The organism is Pseudomonas sp. GW531-T4, from assembly GCF_017349615.1.
Taxonomy (GTDB): Bacteria; Pseudomonadota; Gammaproteobacteria; order Pseudomonadales; family Pseudomonadaceae; genus Aquipseudomonas; species Aquipseudomonas chlororaphis_I.
Genome location: NZ_JACMZT010000019.1, coordinates 106,815 through 125,357, shown reverse-complemented (window position 1 = coordinate 125,357; position 18,543 = coordinate 106,815). Strand labels below are relative to the sequence as shown.

General features: G+C 58.1%; 16 protein-coding genes. 2 read left to right on the top strand and 14 right to left on the bottom strand.

The genetic code is table 11. The features are described 5' to 3' along the window. On the top strand, nucleotides 1-226 hold a 226-nt coding region (locus J4D28_RS17155), incomplete at its 5' end, for a hypothetical protein (RefSeq protein WP_207246431.1). 163 nt (nucleotides 227-389) lie between these two features. Here J4D28_RS17155 and J4D28_RS17150 read toward each other — a convergent pair. The 14 genes from J4D28_RS17150 to mtnA all read right to left on the bottom strand — a co-directional run bounded on the left by J4D28_RS17150 (nucleotide 390) and on the right by mtnA (nucleotide 17,074). Next, the gene (locus J4D28_RS17150) at nucleotides 390-1,415 is read right to left on the bottom strand and encodes a glycosyltransferase family 4 protein (RefSeq protein WP_009050162.1); all 1,026 of its coding nucleotides are present in this window, start codon (nucleotides 1,413-1,415) and stop codon (nucleotides 390-392) included. Then, nucleotides 1,412-2,374 (bottom strand): SDR family oxidoreductase, encoded by a 963-nt coding sequence (locus J4D28_RS17145; protein ID WP_016704361.1) that lies wholly within the window; start codon nucleotides 2,372-2,374, stop codon nucleotides 1,412-1,414. Before J4D28_RS17145 ends, J4D28_RS17150 begins: the two co-directional genes overlap by 4 nt. Beyond that, entirely contained in the window at nucleotides 2,371-3,294 is a 924-nt protein-coding gene (locus J4D28_RS17140; protein ID WP_009050164.1) for a glycosyltransferase, read from the bottom strand. Before J4D28_RS17140 ends, J4D28_RS17145 begins: the two co-directional genes overlap by 4 nt. A 347-nt stretch (nucleotides 3,295-3,641) precedes the next feature. Then, nucleotides 3,642-3,881, bottom strand: a complete 240-nt coding sequence (locus J4D28_RS17135; protein WP_016704362.1) for a LapA family protein — start codon at nucleotides 3,879-3,881, stop codon at nucleotides 3,642-3,644. 24 nt (nucleotides 3,882-3,905) lie between these two features. Further along, on the bottom strand, nucleotides 3,906-4,202 hold the full coding sequence (gene ihfB / locus J4D28_RS17130) for an integration host factor subunit beta (protein WP_003369729.1): 297 nt from the start codon (nucleotides 4,200-4,202) through the stop codon (nucleotides 3,906-3,908). Between the two features lie 183 nt (nucleotides 4,203-4,385). Next, entirely contained in the window at nucleotides 4,386-4,667 is a 282-nt protein-coding gene (locus tag J4D28_RS17125; protein WP_039968127.1) for a hypothetical protein, read from the bottom strand. A gap of 201 nt (nucleotides 4,668-4,868) precedes the next feature. Continuing rightward, nucleotides 4,869-6,563 carry a 30S ribosomal protein S1 gene (gene rpsA / locus J4D28_RS17120; protein WP_007931318.1) on the bottom strand — a complete coding sequence of 565 codons (1,695 nt, stop codon included), beginning with the start codon at nucleotides 6,561-6,563 and terminating at the stop codon, nucleotides 4,869-4,871. Between the two features lie 121 nt (nucleotides 6,564-6,684). After that, nucleotides 6,685-7,374, bottom strand: coding sequence for a (d)CMP kinase (gene cmk, locus J4D28_RS17115; RefSeq protein ID WP_007931317.1), 690 nt, complete (start codon nucleotides 7,372-7,374; stop codon nucleotides 6,685-6,687). Beyond that, nucleotides 7,371-9,578 carry a bifunctional prephenate dehydrogenase/3-phosphoshikimate 1-carboxyvinyltransferase gene (locus J4D28_RS17110; RefSeq protein ID WP_028683084.1) on the bottom strand — a complete coding sequence of 736 codons (2,208 nt, stop codon included), beginning with the start codon at nucleotides 9,576-9,578 and terminating at the stop codon, nucleotides 7,371-7,373. Before J4D28_RS17110 ends, cmk begins: the two co-directional genes overlap by 4 nt. Nucleotides 9,579-9,606: 28 nt before the next feature. Next, on the bottom strand, nucleotides 9,607-10,719 hold the full coding sequence (gene hisC / locus J4D28_RS17105; RefSeq protein WP_009050166.1) for a histidinol-phosphate transaminase: 1,113 nt from the start codon (nucleotides 10,717-10,719) through the stop codon (nucleotides 9,607-9,609). 10 nt (nucleotides 10,720-10,729) lie between these two features. Next, the gene (gene pheA, locus J4D28_RS17100) at nucleotides 10,730-11,824 is read right to left on the bottom strand and encodes a prephenate dehydratase (protein ID WP_009045010.1); all 1,095 of its coding nucleotides are present in this window, start codon (nucleotides 11,822-11,824) and stop codon (nucleotides 10,730-10,732) included. Beyond that, the gene (gene serC, locus J4D28_RS17095; RefSeq protein WP_009050167.1) at nucleotides 11,824-12,909 is read right to left on the bottom strand and encodes a 3-phosphoserine/phosphohydroxythreonine transaminase; all 1,086 of its coding nucleotides are present in this window, start codon (nucleotides 12,907-12,909) and stop codon (nucleotides 11,824-11,826) included. The genes pheA and serC overlap by 1 nt, the downstream gene beginning before the upstream one ends. 64 nt (nucleotides 12,910-12,973) lie before the next feature. Then, nucleotides 12,974-15,643: a DNA gyrase subunit A gene (gyrA, locus tag J4D28_RS17090; RefSeq protein WP_009050168.1), complete on the bottom strand. Its 2,670-nt coding sequence runs from the start codon at nucleotides 15,641-15,643 to the stop codon at nucleotides 12,974-12,976. 354 nt (nucleotides 15,644-15,997) lie between these two features. Next, on the bottom strand, nucleotides 15,998-17,074 hold the full coding sequence (mtnA, locus tag J4D28_RS17085) for an S-methyl-5-thioribose-1-phosphate isomerase (protein WP_009050169.1): 1,077 nt from the start codon (nucleotides 17,072-17,074) through the stop codon (nucleotides 15,998-16,000). 108 nt (nucleotides 17,075-17,182) lie between these two features. On the opposite strand from mtnA, the gene J4D28_RS17080 reads away from it, so the two are divergent. Next, a complete protein-coding gene (locus J4D28_RS17080) occupies nucleotides 17,183-18,514 on the top strand; it encodes a TRZ/ATZ family hydrolase (RefSeq protein ID WP_009050170.1) in 1,332 nt (443 codons plus the stop codon). The last annotated feature ends 29 nt before the right edge of the window (nucleotides 18,515-18,543 follow it).

The following is an 18,543-nucleotide window of genomic DNA, read 5'->3' as shown; positions in this document are numbered from 1 at the left end:
CAATAGAAAATCATTACAATCAGATTTCCCGTTAGCATCAAAAAAAATGATACTCTCGACCAAGACAGGAAATCACCACTCAAGCGCTGCATTACTCACTGAAGAGTGGTCACCCGATACTATGAGCACAATAGGAATGACTGGCCCTCAAAAGCTCCTATGTATAAAACTACCATATATGACTACTGTTTTTAATCAAAGCGAATTATGGCATGAGGATGCATAGTTAGCTTACGCAAATAAGAGGCTTGATTTGATGTTGCGCTAAGATCTTTCTGGGGCCATCCATCCCATGATGAAATCATGGGTATAGCGTCAGACTGCGACTGGAAGGATTAAATATACATGCAATGGATCGCTTATGCTGGGCATGCGGTAGTACATACTTATCAAGCTTGGTTACTATCCTCCAATGCGCCAGCATTGAATACATAGCTAAGAATAAATAAAGGAAAATACGCTAACAGCATACCTTCAACTCCATGCAAGCCTCCCTTAGCCACAATAACTGCCCATGGAGTCAACCACACAATATTTATAGCCGCAACGCTATATGTAACGACTTTATGGCTAGAAAAACGACGCGATGCATATTGATAAGCATGGCTTCGATGAGCTTGAAATACTTTATCTCCACGAGCAAATCGCCTAATCAATGTCCAAGTGGCATCGACGATAAATACCCCTAGCAAAATCATCCAACTCCAGAATATTTCAGGAACTATCCAGGCCGCCTGAAGCGCTAATCCTCCTAGAAAAAAACCAAGGAAGCCACTCCCCGCATCACCCATGAAAATCCGCGCCGGAGGGAAGTTCCAGCAAAGAAAGCCTGCCACTGAGGCTGCCAGAATCAGCGGCACCCAGATCAGCTCAGCGACCCCGCTAAGCCAATAAACCAGACAAATTCCCAGGCAAGCGCTGATCGCTTCGACACTGGCCAAACCATCAATGCCATCCATGAAATTATAAAGATTAAGCATCCAGACCAGATAGACCAGGGCCAAAACATTACCAAACCACCCCAGATCAAGTGTGACCCCAAAGATCGACATTGGTGGGAGGCCGTTTAGCCAGAACAGCGCCCACGCCGCCGCAATGAAGTGCCCCAGCAGTCGCCATTTGGCAACGATATGCCCATGGTCATCGGCGAAACCAATAACCGCAACAAGCAGGCCGGAGCCCAGAAGGCCATACAATGCGGCAAAGCTCAGCAGGTTGAGGCTAGTAAGAATGGGAAGCGCCAGCACAAAGGCGATAACGATAGCCACGCCTCCACCACGAGGCGTAGGGATTGAGTGAGAACTGCGCTCGTTGGGTATATCCATCAAGCTCTTAGCTAGAGCGTAACGTCGCAGGACGAGTGTCAGTACACAAGAAATTGCAAATACCGCAAGTAGCAGCCACAAAAAGATCATTTCACTTGTTTATCCAGATAATGGCTAGCAGTCTGCCGCATAGCTTTGTCCATATTGATGGGAGGAGTCCACCCCAACAACTCACGGTTCTTGCTGATATCGACCTGCAACGACCCACATAGTCGCTGGGCAACGGCTTGCTTTCCCAGTATTGAAGCTGCCAGCTTCAATAGAGACTCAGGCAACCACAGCAATCGGGCATTTTTACCCAACGCCTTGGCCAGACGTCGCAACAATTGGGTTGTAGATAAGCATTCACCGTCGCAGACCAAGAAAGTGTGATTCGCAGCAGCAGGATGATCGATGCAAGTAACTACCAAGTCTACCAAGTTTCCGATTGCCACCAGACTCCGCTGGTTACGAATCGCGCCCAATGGCAACGGTATACCTCTATTGAGCCAACTTAGCATACTCAGGAAATTAGCTTTGACTCCCGGCCCATAGACCAATGGCGGGCGGATGATCACCACCTCCATGCCAGTCTCTTGAGCAAGCTTTCTCAAGGCCTCCTCCGCTTCATGCTTGGACACACTATAAGGATCAACCGGGGCCGGAGAATCATCGGCTTTAAACGATTTGCCCGGGATAGTGCTTTCACCGTTGACCTTGATAGAACTAATGAAGATGAAGCGTTTTACCCCTGATGCGGCAGCGTGCCGTGCCAGTCTGAGGGTCCCTTCCACGTTGACCTTGCGAAATTCGGCCAAAGCGTCCACAGCCGTTTCATTCATCACATGAACGCGGGCGGCAGCATGAATGATCGCATGTACATTGTTTAATAAGGGCAAAGGCTTGGGGTCGGTCAGATCGAAGGTGGCTACCGAGCATAAGCCACACAGTCGCGTTACCCCTCGAACCGCCGCGATTGGGGTGAACTTCTTGTGCAGTAATAGACGAAAGACTACCGCTTCACCGACAAACCCATTTGCCCCTGTCACCAATACCTTTAGGGTTGTCATTGCGTTTTATTCCCTATCAACGCAGTGGCCCAGCAGATAAAAAAGAAAAATACCTTGTCGCGGACCCGGCGTCGGCATTTCCAAGCGCTGAAGGATAGCTTGATCAGTTGCCGGCGTCGCAACTGCAACCAAGTTTTCACGAACGGATCGGCACCCTGCCCCACCAGACGAGCTATCAGTTGCACTTGATTGAACCACCAACCGTCATGAATGGTTTTATAGCGAGCTATCAATGGGCTCAACCCAGTATTGGCACCAACCTGATTACGCTCGTGCTGGCGATAGTCCATTGATGGTACGAGATCGATGAACCAGCGGTAGCCATGGCTACGAGCAAAGGCATAGCAGTACCAGTCATGTAAGCTGACATCCTGCAGTAGCTGCCAGTTTGCGAGCATCGAAGCCTTCAACGGCCCCACAAGGCTTTGGCTCATTACGTAAGTACAGCCGGGGCCGGCCGCTTCAAACAGAAAGTCCCAGGCAACCTGAGGCTGCGCTTTGTCCAGCAGAAGAGTTCTGCCGTCTGGCCAAAAGGCAGTGACGTTGCTGGAGTAGGCTTCCACATGATGGGTTTGAAGCACCCGGGTTGCACGCCGCAGTTTGTCCGAATGCCAAACGTCATCCTGATCGGCAAAGGCGATGAAATCGTACCCTTCAAAATCGACATCGCGGATCAGCCTGAAGAAATTACGCGAGGCGCCACCAAAGCTGCCAGCGTCCGGCAGCACGACAACGCTAGGATGTTCCGCAGCATAGCGCGCGCACCAAGCTTCTGTTCCGTCAGTAGAAGGGTCAATACTTATGTAGATGGTTATATCGACTGCTGATTGACCAAGGATCGAGACCAACTGTTCTTCGATCCACTGCATGCCATTATAGGCAGCCAGCAGAACTGCGATCTTAGGATATTTCACCGACATATCATTCCTACTTGTACCAACTGAACGTTACTATTCGAAAAGATGAAACGCTCAATTCAGCGCAAGTTATGAATGACTACAGAGCCGATAAATTCAGCTGCATTGGTTACTAGAGTTTTCACGCGACACCATACCCTTGAGCTGACAACAGAACCACCTTAATAGCACCGTCTTATCCATGAATGCAGGACATACCACCGAATCAGTCTGGTATGAAATAGCCCATTTGGATAGGTATCGTAATCACTCACTATCTGTGCAAACGCTAAATTTTACATTTAGAAGGTCTTACAAGGATATGGTTAATCTCACGCAACAAAAAGGAGCGAGCCGTGCCGCCAATCCAGTTAGACCAAGCGCCTACGCCGCCCTCTAATAGCAAAGCCAACTAGCCAACCCAACAGCGGACCGATTAGCATGCCAAACAATAAGGCAGTGATTGCGACCAACGATACCGGAAGCTGTGGCCCAACCCAGCCAAGGAATAACAAAGAGACGGATTGCTGATTCTCAAGCACAAAAGCAAGGATCGCCAGAACAAGCAAAAGAATGAGCGCCACGAGAAGTACACGCTTGAGATTACGCATGAACCGCCCCTTGAACCGACCTGGTCAAAGCCCTTCCTCCTCATCTTCGTTCACACGATCGCGCAGCTCTTTGCCTGGCTTGAAATGCGGAACGAACTTGCCATCGAGACTGACAGACTGACCAGTCTTCGGGTTACGCCCGACACGCGGCGCACGATAGTGCAGAGAGAAGCTACCAAAGCCCCGAATCTCGATACGATCTCCGGTTGCCAGGCACTGGGACATTTGCTCAAGCATGGTCTTGATGGCCAGTTCCACATCCTTGGATGAGAGTAGCCCTTGATGGGTGACAATTCGTTCGATCAACTCCGACTTCGTCATATTTTTCCCTTCTTTTTCAAGCAGCTAGATAAGCGCTTCAAAGGTTTTAGCACGACCGGGGGATTTTGAACAGCCCAAGCATTGACTTATCTCCCACCTTGCGAAAACGCCACAAGCAAAGGCATTCAACAGCACGCGGAACGAAAACCCAACGGCAATTCGACCTTCCTCCACGCCATCCTACTAGCGGCATATGACAAGCATGGTCCGCGTGAGGTACCCCGCAGGATTCCAACCAAAGGGATAGTCACCCTCCTCGTCCTTGGCATCACTGGATCTGGTGATGACTTTGTAGCCATCCCCCTTGCATTCACGCTCAGCGCGCCTGTAGCACTTGTCCCATCCAGCCCCAAGACCGGAGCAGTCGATCTCGATGCCGCTGACACCACGGACTGCATGGACCTTGGCGTTGGTCGTACAACCCACCAAGACTAGAACCGCAAAAACCACAATGAGATTTTTCATCTACTTCCTTATACCGGGCAATCGCCCCACCATCATTCAGCTCAAGCAAGCCTAGCCCTGAATAGGTTATTGATCCGCTTAAGAAAATAGACACCCGAATGACTCTATTGGTTTCCCCCTTGACAGATGCAAGCCAGAATCCAAATCGCAGACACAAAAAAGGGCGACCGAAGTCGCCCTTTTTCTATGGTCTGACAGAACTTAGTTCTGCTTTTCCATCTGTGCACGCAGCAGGTCGCCCAGAGTGGTAGGACCAGCAGCGATATCCGAAGCAGCTGGCTTGTCGCGCAGGCTCTGGATAGCTTCTTTCTCGTCTTCAACGTCTTTCGACTTGATCGAGAGCTGGATTACACGGCTCTTACGGTCAACGCTGATGATCTTGGCTTCAACTTCTTCGCCTTCTTTCAGGACGTTACGAGCATCTTCGATGCGGTCACGGCTGATTTCGGAGGCTTTCAGAGTAGCTTCGATATCGTTGGCCAGGGTGATGATGGCGCCTTTGGCGTCAACTTCTTTTACAACACCCTTAACGATTGCCCCCTTGTCGTTCTCTTGAACGTACTCGGAGAACGGATCGCTTTCCAGTTGCTTGATGCCCAGGGAGATACGCTCACGCTCTGGGTCAACCGACAGGATAACGGTGTCCAGCTCGTCGCCCTTCTTGAAGCGGCGTACGGCTTCTTCGCCCACTTCGTTCCAGGAGATGTCGGACAGGTGAACCAGACCGTCGATGCCACCGTCCAGACCAATGAAGATACCGAAATCGGTGATCGACTTGATGGTGCCGGAGATTTTATCGCCCTTGTTGAACTGGCCAGAGAAATCTTCCCATGGGTTAGATTTGCACTGCTTGATACCCAGGGAGATGCGACGACGCTCTTCGTCGATGTCCAGAACCATAACTTCCACTTCGTCGCCGACTTGTACGACTTTCGAAGGATGGATGTTCTTGTTGGTCCAGTCCATTTCCGAAACGTGCACCAGACCTTCAACGCCCTCTTCCAGCTCAGCGAAGCAGCCGTAGTCGGTCAGGTTGGTTACACGAGCGGTAACGCGAGTGCTTTCTGGGTAACGGGCTTTGATAGCAACCCATGGATCTTCGCCCAGCTGCTTCAGGCCCAGGGAAACACGATTGCGCTCGCGATCGTACTTCAGAACCTTGACATCGATCTCGTCGCCAACGTTGACGATTTCGGAAGGATGCTTGATGCGCTTCCAAGCCATGTCGGTGATGTGCAGCAGGCCATCGACGCCACCCAGATCGACGAATGCGCCGTAATCGGTGAGGTTTTTGACGATACCTTTGACTTGCTGACCTTCCTGCAGGGATTCCAGCAGAGCTTCACGCTCAGCGGAGTTCTCGGCTTCGAGGACGCTACGGCGGGAAACGACAACGTTGTTGCGCTTCTGGTCGAGTTTGATGACTTTAAACTCGAGCTCTTTGCCTTCCAGGTGCGTGGTGTCGCGCACTGGACGGACGTCAACCAGAGAACCTGGCAGGAACGCACGGATGCCGTTAACGTCGACAGTGAAGCCGCCTTTAACCTTACCGTTGATAACGCCCTTGACCACTTCTTCGGCTGCGAAGGCTGCTTCCAGAACGATCCAGCATTCAGCGCGCTTGGCTTTTTCACGGGACAGCTTGGTTTCACCAAAGCCGTCTTCAACCGAATCCAGAGCAACGTGAACTTCATCACCAACATTGATGGACAGTTCGCCAGCATCGTTGTAGAACTGCTCAAGCGGGATCAGCGCTTCAGACTTCAGACCAGCGTGAACGGTTACCCAACGCGCTTGGTAGTCGATGTCGACGATAACACCGGTGATGATGGAGCCTGCCTGAAGGTTCAGGGTTTTTAGGCTTTCTTCAAAGAGTTCCGCAAAGCTTTCGCTCATTTTAATTCCTGTTGATAAGGGCGAAGAATACGCCCATCTGCCACATCCCAGACAATGTGGGTTACGTTCATATAAAAGAAGGACCGCAGGACTATGACTGGTCCCCTGCGCTCCTCCTTGGTCACCCGGCGATATCGCGAATGGCGATTTCACTCAAGATGCGTTCCAACACCTGCTCGATGGACAACTCCGTGGAATCCAGCTGTATCGCGTCAACCGCCGGTTTGAGCGGGGCGACTGCTCGCTGGGTGTCACGCTCATCGCGCGCACGAATCTCATCTAGCAGACTCGACAGACTAACACCATCGACTTTTCCCTTCAACTGCAAGTAACGGCGACGCGCGCGCTCCTCGGCACTTGCAGTGAGGAATATCTTCAGGGGTGCATCGGGAAACACCACTGTCCCCATGTCACGCCCATCGGCCACCAGCCCCGGCGGCTCCTGAAAAGCCCGCTGACGCTGCAGCAGCGCATCGCGTACGGCCGGCAGCGCCGCGACCTGGGATGCCCAGGCCCCCACCTGCTCGTTGCGCAAATCGTCGGTGACGTCATCACCTTCCAGGATGATGCGTTGCGGATGACCTTCGGTCGCGCCGACGAACTGTACATCCAAATGAGCCGCCAACAGTTTCAGCGATTCCTCATTGGTCAGGTCGACACCATGATTGCGCGCAGCAAAAGCCAGCAAACGGTACAAGGCACCGGAATCCAGCAGACACCAACCCAAGCGCTTGGCCAGAATCCCGGCGATAGTGCCCTTGCCCGAGCCACTTGGCCCATCGATGGTGATGACTGGCGCCTTGATGTTCACGACTGAGCCTCTTGCGCAACGCGAATACCGACCTGCGCGCACAGCGCGAGGAAGTTCGGGAAGGACGTGGCAACGTTGGCGCAGTCATGGATGCGGATTGGCGCATTGGCGCGCAACGAGGCCACGCTGAAGGCCATGGCAATACGGTGGTCGCCATGCCCGTGCACTTCGCCGCCGCCAATCTGGCTGCCATCGATGATGATACCGTCCGGCGTCGGCTCGCACTTGACGCCCAGGGCCAGCAGGCCATCCGCCATCACTTGAATACGGTCGGACTCCTTGACCCGCAGCTCTTCGGCGCCACGCAGCACGGTACGCCCTTCGGCACAGGCCGCGGCAACGAACAGCACCGGGAATTCGTCGATCGCCAACGGGACCAGTTCTTCCGGAATATCGATCCCCTTGAGCTTCGCTGCGCGAACACGCAGGTCCGCCACCGGTTCGCCGCCGACTTCCCGCTGGTTCTCCAGGCTGATATCAGCCCCCATCAGGCGCAGGATATCGATTACCCCGGTACGAGTCGGGTTAATGCCAACGTGCTCGAGCACCAGCTCGGAACCTTCGGCGATGGACGCAGCCACCAGGAAGAAGGCCGCCGAGGAGATATCCGCAGGCACCTCGATATGGGTCGCCTGCAGTTTGCCACCGGACTCGACCGAGGCCGTGGCGCCGTCGACCGCCACCGGATAACCGAAACCACGCAGCATGCGCTCGGTATGATCACGGGTTGGCGCAGGCTCAGTCACCGTGGTCTTGCCCTCGGCGTACAGGCCAGCCAACAGCAGGCAGGACTTAACCTGGGCACTGGCCATTGGCATGGTGTAAGTCAGGCCCTTGAGCTTGTGACCGCCACGGATGGTCATCGGCGGACGCCCTTCCGCGGCAGTTTCAATCACCGCCCCCATCTCGCGCAGCGGATTGGCTACGCGATTCATCGGACGCTTGGACAACGAGGCATCGCCCGTCAGCACGCTATCGAAACTCTGCGCGGCCAGCAGGCCGGACAGCAGACGCATCGAGGTGCCAGAGTTGCCCAGGTAGATCGGGCCTGGAGCCGGCTTCAAGCCATGCAGCCCGACGCCATGGATGGTCACGCGACCATGGTGCGGACCCTCGATCACCACGCCCATGTCACGGAAAGCCTGCAGCGTCGCCAGGGCGTCCTCGCCCTCGAGGAAGCCTTCGACTTCGGTAGTACCTTCAGCCAGGGAGCCGAGCATGATCGAACGGTGAGAAATCGACTTGTCGCCTGGTACACGAACCCGCCCAGTCAGGCGGCCACCAGGATTTGCCAGGAAAATCAGGTTATTGGAGTTCATAGCGTCCACATAGGCCCGACGGGCCAGGATTTTACTGAAATGCTCGCGAGCAACCCGGGCGCGAGTGAATACGCCCAACAACTGGTGCCCATCCCCTGCATCGACCGCGTCGCGCAAGGCGTCGAGGTCGTTGCGAAATGTATCGAGTGTGCGCAGGACAGCTTCGCGATTGGCGAGGAAGATGTCGTGCCACATGACCGGGTCACTACCGGCGATTCTCGTGAAATCACGGAAACCGCCCGCAGCGTAGCGGAAGATGTCCAGATTTTCACTGCGCTTGGCCAACGAATCGACCAGACCGAACGCCAGCAAGTGCGGCAGATGACTGGTCGCCGCCAACACTTCATCGTGGCGCTCGACCTGCATATGCTCGACATCGGCCCCCAGCTCTCGCCAGAGCTTGTCGACCACCGCCAGCGCTGCCGGGTCGGTCTGCTCCAGCGGCGTCAGGATCACCTTGTGGCGACGGAACAACTGGCCATTGGCGGCCTCCACCCCACTCTGCTCGGAACCGGCGATCGGATGCCCCGGGACGAAGCGCCGCGGCATGCCGCCAAAAGCCTCGGTCGCCGCTCGCACCACATTGCCCTTGGCGCTGCCGACATCGGTCAGGATCGCCTGCCCCAGATCCATGCCGGCCAGAATCGCCAGTAGCTTTTCCATGGCCAGAATCGGTACCGCCAGCTGGATCACGTCAGCGCCCTGGCACGCCAGCGCCAGGTCTTCTTCACAGCGATCCACCACGCCCAACTCAACGGCCAGCTTGCGCGATTGCGGGTCGAGATCGACGCCGACAACCTCGCGGCATACGCCACTTTCACGCAGGCCCTTGGCAAAGGAACCGCCGATCAGTCCCAGACCGACCACCACCAGGCGACCGATCATAGGCACCGCAGGTTGCACTGGAATGACATCAACCACGAGCCAGAACCTTGGCCAAAGCCTCGAGGAAACGCGTGTTTTCAGCCGGCAAGCCAATGGTCACGCGCAGGTGATTCGGCATGCCGTAGTTGGCCACCGGACGCACGATCACCCCTTCACGCAACAAGCCCTGGAACACCGGCGCGGCAACCCGCCCGACATCCACCGCGATGAAGTTGCCCCTGGAGGCGATCCAGCTCAGGCCCAGCTCCCGGAAGCCGGCTTCCAGCTGCTGCATGCCCGCCTCATTCAGACGGCGGCTTTCGGCCAGGTAATCGGTATCCTCCAGCGCCGCACACGCCGCCGCCAGGGCCAGGCTGTTGACGTTGAATGGCTGGCGAACGCGATTGAGCACATCAGCCACTGTCGGAGTCGACAAGCCATAACCCACGCGCAACGCGGCCAGGCCATAGGCCTTGGAGAAGGTTCGCGAAACCAGCAGATTCGGATAGGCCGCCAGGAAGTCCAGGCCATCCGGCAGATCGCTGCCTTCGGCATATTCGATGTAAGCCTCGTCCAGCACCACCAGCACATGCGCCGGTACGTCCTGGAGGAACTCGTCCAGCGCCTCGGCGCTGAACCAGGTACCGGTCGGATTGTTCGGGTTGGCGATAAAGACCACCCGGGTATCGGCATCGATGGCCTGCAGCATGGCCGGCAGGTCATGCCCCCAGTCCTTGGCCGGAATCACGCGGGCTTCGGCGCCCACTGCCTGGGTAACGATCGGGTAGACCGCAAAGGCGTGTTCGCTGAACACCGCATTCAGGCCAGGCGCCAGATAGGCTCGGGCAACCAGTTCCAGAATGTCGTTGGAACCGTTACCCAGGGTGACCTGCGCCAGCTCGACGCCACAGCGCTCGGCCAGCAGGGTCTTGAGCGCAAAGCCATTGCCATCTGGGTAACGAGTCAGCTCGGCCAGCTCTTCGCGAATCGCCGCCAGCGCCTTGGGACTGGCACCCAGCGGGTTTTCGTTGCTCGCCAGCTTGACGATTTTCGCCGGATCGAGATCCAGCTCGCGTGCCAGTTCGTCCACGGGCTTGCCCGGAACGTAAGGCGAAAGTTGTTGCACGCCCGGCTGCGCCAGAGCGAGGAAGTCGCCACTCATTGTTAAAGCCTCAGAGAACCGCTTTCGGGTAGGAACCCAGCACCTTGAGTGCCACTGCTTCCTGACTGATCTTTTCCAGCACACCCTTGATCAATGGATCGCGATGGTGGCCGACGAAGTCGATGAAGAACACATAGGTCCACTTGCCGCTGCGCGAAGGCCGGGTTTCGATACGCGTCAGATCGATGCCGTTATCATGGAAAGGCACCAGCAGCTCATGCAGAGCGCCAGGCTTGTTGCTCATGGAAACGATGATCGAGGTCTTGTCGTCGCCGGTCGGCGGCACTTCCTGGTTGCCGATCATCAGGAAGCGCGTGGAGTTGTCCGGGCGATCCTCGATTTTCTCGGCCAGGCGGGTCAGGCCATACAGGCTCGCCGCCATGTCGCCGGCGATGGCCGCCGAGTTCCACTCGCCCTTGACCCGCTTGGCCGCTTCGGCGTTGCTGGAAACCGCAACCCGCTCGACATTCGGATAATGCGCATCCAGCCACTTGCGGCACTGCGCCAGGGATTGGGCATGGGAGTAGATGCGGCTGATGCTGTCGGTCTTGGTGTTTTCACCAACCAGCAGATGATGGTGGATACGCAGCTCGACCTCGCCGCAGATCACCATGTCGTGCTCCAGGAAACTGTCGAGGGTGTGGTTGACCGCACCCTCGGTGGAGTTTTCCACAGGCACCACGCCAAAATTCACCGCACCCGCCGCCACTTCACGGAACACTTCGTCGATCGCCGCCATTGGCTTGCTGATCACCGCGTGACCGAAGTGCTTCATGGCCGCTGCCTGGGTGAAGGTACCTTCCGGACCGAGGTAAGCCACTTTCAGCGGCTGCTCGAGCGCCAGGCAGGACGACATGATTTCACGGAACAGCCGCGCCATCTCTTCGTTACCCAACGGCCCCTGGTTGCGTTCCATCACCCGCTTGAGCACCTGAGCTTCACGCTCAGGACGATAGAACACCGGCACTTCGCCTTCGGCCAGCGAGGCCATCTTTACTCGCGCGACTTCCTGGGCGCAGCGCGCGCGCTCACTGATCAACTCCAGGACTTTCTCGTCCAGAGCGTCAATGCGCAGGCGCAGTGCCTTGAGTTCTTGCTCAGACATTAGCCGTGTTCCTTCTCGAACTCTGCCATGTACGCCACCAGCGCGTTGACCGCATTGATGTCGACGGCGTTGTAGATGGAGGCGCGCATGCCGCCTACCGAACGGTGACCCTTGAGGTTCAACAGGCCACGCGCGTCGGCGCCGGCCAGGAACGGCTTGTCCAGACGGTCATCGGCCAGGCGGAACGGTACGTTCATCCACGAGCGGTCCGACTTGTTGATCGGGTTGCTGTACAGGCCGCTGGCGTCGATGAAGTCATACAGGGTGCGCTGCTTGACGTCATTGAGCTTGGCGATGGCTTCCACCCCACCCTGCTCCTTGAGCCACTCGAACACCAGGCCGGACAAGTACCAGGCCAGGGTCGGCGGAGTGTTGTACATCGAGCCGTTGTCCGCCGCGACCTTGTAGTCGAGCATGGTCGGGCACAGCGAGCGCGCGCGACCCAGCAGGTCCTCGCGAACGATATTGACCAGGATACCGCTCGGGCCAATGTTTTTCTGCGCGCCGGCGTAGATCATGCCGAAACGGGAGATATCCACAGGGCGCGATAGGATGTCGGAAGACATGTCGGCCACCAGCGGAACGTCGCCGGTTTCCGGGACCCACTGGAATTCCAGGCCGCCGATGGTTTCGTTCGGCGCGTAGTGCACGTAGGCCGCGTCTTTCGACAGCTGCCATTCGTTCTGGCCAGGGATGGCGAAATAATCGTAAGGCTTGGCGGTGGCAGCCACATTGACATGGCCGTAGCGCGAGGCTTCTTCAATGGCCTTCTGCGACCAGATACCGGTGTCGATATAGTCGGCAGTGCCATTTTCCGGCAGCAGGTTCAGTGGAATCTGAGCAAATTGCTGGCTGGCGCCGCCTTGCAGAAACAGCACTTTATAGTTCGAGGGGATATTCAGCAGATCACGCAGATCCTGCTCGGCCTTGGTGGCGATGGAGACGAACTCATCGCTGCGATGGCTCATCTCCATGACCGACAGGCCCTTGCCATGCCAATCCAGCAATTCGGCCTGGGCACGCAACAGGACAGCTTCAGGTAGCGCAGCGGGACCTGCGCAGAAGTTATAGGCTCGTTTGCTCACATCCACTCTCGCTATGCATTCACGGTAGCGGACAGAGCAAACACTCTGCCCTGCTACGATTTATTTAGTCTTGCGACTCTTCTTCGCCTGCGGCGTCAGCCTGCTGGCCTTCGACGGCATCATCCGAGTCGGTCGCCGCATCCAGCACGGCACCCTCGAGCACCTCGCCATCTTCGTCTTCCAATTCGTCGCCTTCGACTTCGGACGGCTCCTGAACCCGCTCCAGGCCTACCAGCGTTTCGTCGTTGGCCAGCTTGATCAAGGTCACGCCCTGAGTGTTACGACCCAGGCTGGACACTTCGTCGACCCGGGTGCGCACCAGGGTGCCCTGGTCGGAAATCAGCATGATTTCCTCGCCGTCGAGCACCTGAACCGCGCCGACCAGACGGCCGTTACGCTCGTTGCTGACCATGGCGATAACGCCCTGACCGCCACGCTTGTACTCAGGGAACTCGGTGATCGCCGTACGCTTGCCATAACCCCGCGCCGAAGCGGTGAGGATCTGGCTGCCTTCTTCCGGGATCAGCATGGAGATCAGTTTCTGCCCTTCCGGCAGACGCATGCCGCGCACACCGCGGGCGGTACGGCCCATGGCACGAACGTCGGACTCCTTGAAGCGAGTCACCTTGCCACCATCGGAGAACAGCATGACTTCGCGCTCGCCATCGGTGATCGCGGCGGAAATCAGCACATCGCCCTCGTCCAGTTCCAGCGCGATCAGACCGACGCTGCGCTGACGGCTGAAGGATTCCAGCGGGGTCTTCTTCACAGTGCCGTTGGCGGTCGCCATGAAGATGTAGTGACCTTCGGTGTATTCCTCGACCGGCAGCATGGTGGTGATGTATTCACCGTCATCCAGCGGCAGCAGGTTGACCAGCGGGCGGCCGCGGGCGGCACGGGAAGCCTCGGGGATTTCGTAGGTTTTCAGCCAGTAGACCTTGCCCTTGCTGGAGAACAGCAACAGCGTGGTGTGACTGTTGGCCACCAGCAGGTGAGCGATGTAGTCCTCATCCTTGACGCCGGTTGCCGACTTGCCTTTACCGCCACGACGCTGGGCCTGGTACGCAGCCAGCGGCTGGGTCTTGGCATAACCGCCGTGGGAAATGGTCACGACGCGTTCCTCTTCCGGAATCATGTCGCCCAGGGTCAGGTCGAGACGGGCATCAAGGATCTCGGTGCGACGCACATCGCCGTATTCGGCGCGAATCACTTCCAGCTCTTCGCGGATCACTTCCATCAGGCGCGTGGCGCTGTTGAGGATGCGGATCAGCTCGCCGATCTGGTTGAGGATCTCCTGGTACTCGGCCAGCAGTTTTTCATGCTCGAGGCCGGTCAGGCGGTGCAGACGCAGTTCCAGAATGGCCTGTGCCTGCTCTGGCGACAGGAAGTACTTGCCGTCGCGCAGACCGTATTGCGGATCGAGGTTCTCCGGACGGCAGGAATCCGCGCCGGCGCGCTCGACCATGGTCATCACCGCGCTGGATTCCCAAGGCGTGCTGACCAGCGCTTCCTTGGCTTCCGACGGGGTCGGCGAAGCCTTGATCAGGGCGATGACCGGGTCGATGTTCGACAGGGCAACGGCCTGGCCTTCGAGAATGTGGCCACGCTCACGGGCCTTGCGCAGTTCGAACACAGTGCGGCGGGTCACCACTTCACGGCGGTGACGCACGAAGGCTTCCAGCAGGTCCTTCAGGTTGAGGATCCGCGGACGACCGTCGATCAGCGCAACGATGTTGATACCGAACACGCTCTGCAGCTGGGTCTGGGCGTAGAGGTTGTTGAGGATCACCTCCGGCACTTCGCCACGGCGCAGCTCGATCACCACGCGCATACCGTCCTTGTCGGACTCGTCGCGCAGCTCGGTGATGCCTTCGAGCTTCTTCTCCTTGACCAGCTCGGCGATCTTCTCGATCAGACGCGCCTTGTTCAACTGGTAAGGCAGCTCGGTGATGACGATCTGCTGACGGCCACCGACCTTGTCGATGTCCTCGATGATCGAGCGGGCACGCATGTAAATGCGTCCGCGACCGGTACGGTAGGCTTCGATGATGCCTTCGCGACCGTTGATGATCGCCGCAGTCGGGAAATCCGGGCCCGGGATGTGCTGCATCAGCTCATCGACGGTCAGTTCCGGGTTGTCGATCAACGCCAGGCAACCGTCGATGACTTCGCCGAGGTTGTGCGGCGGAATGTTGGTCGCCATGCCCACGGCGATACCGCTGGAGCCGTTGACCAGCAGGTTGGGGATCTTGGTCGGCATGACCGCGGGGATCAGCTCGGTGCCGTCGTAGTTCGGCACCCAGTCCACGGTTTCCTTGTGCAGGTCGGCCAGCAGCTCGTGCGCCAGCTTGGTCATGCGCACTTCGGTGTATCGCATGGCCGCCGCGTTGTCGCCGTCGACCGAACCGAAGTTACCCTGGCCGTCTACCAGCAGGTAGCGCAGGGAGAATGGCTGGGCCATACGAACGATGGTGTCGTACACCGCGGTATCACCGTGCGGGTGATACTTACCGATCACGTCACCGACAACACGGGCAGATTTCTTGTACGGCTTGTTCCAGTCGTTACCGAGCTCGCTCATCGCGTACAGCACACGCCGGTGCACGGGCTTCAAGCCATCGCGCGCATCAGGCAGTGCCCGCCCGACGATTACGCTCATCGCGTAGTCGAGATAGGACTGTTTCAGCTCGTCTTCGATATTGACCGGGAGGATTTCTTTGGCCAGTTCGCCCATGAGAAGCCTGATTCCTTTTTCTGGTGAAACTTCGTCACATCCATATGGGACGAACGAAGCTCGCCGCTGCAGGCCTAGTGCCATGCACCGACTTACGACAAATCAACAAGTTATGCCATGGATTTGCGCAGTGAAGGCGGTCACTTCGGACCACCTTGGAAACCGCCGGATGTTATCACAATCGCCGCCACGCACCTATCCCCCTGATGCGCATGGAGCATAGTTAGTTGACCGATGACAGGCTGATAAGAGACGAGAGAAGCTCAGAGGCGGATTTCGCGCATAAATGCGGATTTTTTCCGGACTGACGACCGTCCCTCGACAGCCGCCAGCGAAACTTTTTGCAAAATGACCTCAGTGCAGGCGCTTGCGGCACATCAACTGGGCCATTTTTGCGGTGTCGGGACGCTCGACGATGCCTTTCTCGGTGACGATGGCGTCGATCAGGTCCGCCGGGGTGACGTCGAATACCGGGTTGTAGGCCTCCACATCCGCCCCGACCCGCTTGCCACCGACCTCGAGCAACTCCTTGCCATCACGCTCTTCGATCGGAATGTCTTCGCCGCTGGCCAGGGCCATGTCGATGGTCGAACTCGGCGCGACCACCATGAAACGCACCCCGTGGTGCATCGCATTGACCGCCAGCTGATAGGTGCCGATCTTGTTCGCCACGTCGCCGTTGGCAGTAATGCGGTCGGCACCGACGATCACCCAGGTCACGCCCTTGGTTTTCATGATGTGCGCAGCGGCGGAGTCGGCATTCAAGGTCACCGGGATGCCTTCGTTGGCCAGCTCCCAGGCGGTCAGCCGCGAGCCCTGCAGCCAGGGACGGGTCTCATTGGCATACACCCGCTCGACCATCCCCTCGATAAAGGCCCCGCGAATCACCCCCAGGGCCGTGCCGAAGCCTCCGGTCGCCAGGGCGCCGGTGTTGCAATGGGTCAGGATGGCCTGGGCATTGCCCTGATGCCGGCGAATCAGGTCGACACCCAGCTGGGCCATGGTCAAGTTGGCTTCGCGGTCGCTTTCATGAATGGCCAGGGCTTCCGCTTCCAGCACCGCCAGCGGGTCGGCGTGGCCCTTGAGGCGCTCCAGACGCTCACGCATGCGGTTCAGCGCCCAGAACAGGTTGACCGCGGTCGGGCGCGAATCGGCGAGCAGCGCAAAGTCTTCCTCCATCGCCGCCTGCCAGTCGCCACCGGCGGCAAAACGCGCGCGCGCGGCCAGGACCACGCCATACGCGGCGCTGATACCGATCGCCGGCGCACCACGCACCACCATTTCGCGAATGGCGCCTGCGACGCCCGCCGCGCTGGTGTAGGCGATCCAGCGTTCTTCGAAGGGCAAAATACGCTGATCGAGCAGATACAGGGCGTCATCCCGCCAATCGATGGCCTTCACCTTCTCCGCAGCCAACAGTCGGTCGCGCATCCCTCACCCCGCACTCATGAACAAAAGCCGCCGATTATAGCGATCCCCCGGCGAAGACGCTCGGGTATACTTCGCCATCCTCCACAAACGCCCTGGAACCGATCTTCGATGCCGAACCCTGTCGTTGCGCTCGACCTACTCCTGTTGCCGACCTGGCTGGTGCCTGTTGAACCGGCCAGCGTAGTGCTCAAGGAGCACGGCCTGGGTATCCGCGACGGCCGCATCGTGTTCATCGGCCCGCGTGCCGACGCCTTGAAGCTGCAGGCTGCCGAGGTCCGCGAGCTGCCTGGCATGCTGCTCAGCCCCGGCCTGATCAATGCCCACGGCCACGCGGCGATGACCCTGTTCCGCGGCCTGGCCGACGACCTGCCGCTGATGACCTGGCTGGAAAACCACATCTGGCCCGCCGAAGCCAAATGGGTCGATGAAGCCTTCGTCCGCGACGGTACCGACCTGGCCATCGCCGAACAGCTCAAAGGCGGCATCAGCTGTTTTTCCGACATGTACTTCTTCCCGAAGGTTGCCAGCGAGCGCGTGCACAACAGCGGCATTCGGGCGCAGATCGCCATTCCGATCCTCGACTTTCCGATTCCGGGCGCCCACAGCGCCGACGAGGCCATCCGCCAGGGCGTCGAGCTGTTCAGCGACCTCAAGCATCATCCGCGCATCAAGATCACCTTCGGCCCCCACGCGCCCTATACGGTCGGCGACGAAAACCTGGAGAAGATCCGGATCATTGCCGAAGAACTCGATGCATCCATTCATATGCATGTCCATGAAACCGCCTTCGAGGTGGAACAGGCCATCGCCCGGCACGGCGAACGCCCCCTGGCCCGCCTGGCGCGGCTGGGACTGCTCGGGCCGCGCTTCCAGGCCGTACACATGACCCAAATCAGCGATGACGACCTGGCTTTGCTGGTAGAAACCAACAGCAATGTCATTCATTGCCCGGAGTCGAACCTGAAACTGGCCAGCGGCTTCTGCCCGGTGGAACGGCTGTGGCAGGCTGGCGTCAATGTTGCAGTAGGCACCGACGGGGCCGCCAGCAACAACGACCTGGACCTGCTCGGCGAAACCCGCACCGCCGCGCTGCTGGCCAAGGCCGTGGCGGGCTCGGCCACCGCCCTGAATGCCCACCAGGCACTGCGCATGGCCACGCTCAACGGCGCGCGGGCCCTGGGCCTGGAGAGCGAAATCGGCTCGCTGGAGCTCGGCAAGGCCGCGGACCTGGTGGCCTTCGACCTGTCTGGCCTGGCGCAGCAACCGATCTACGACCCGGTTTCGCAGCTTATATATGCCACCGGCCGCGATTGCGTGAAACACCTTTGGGTCGCCGGCAAGCAATTGCTCGACGACCGGCGCCTGACGCGCCTGGACGAACAACAGCTGCACGCCACGGCGACAGCCTGGGGCCGGCGCATCAGCGGCCATACCGAATAGCAGGAACCCTCGAGCCGCGGCTCGAGACC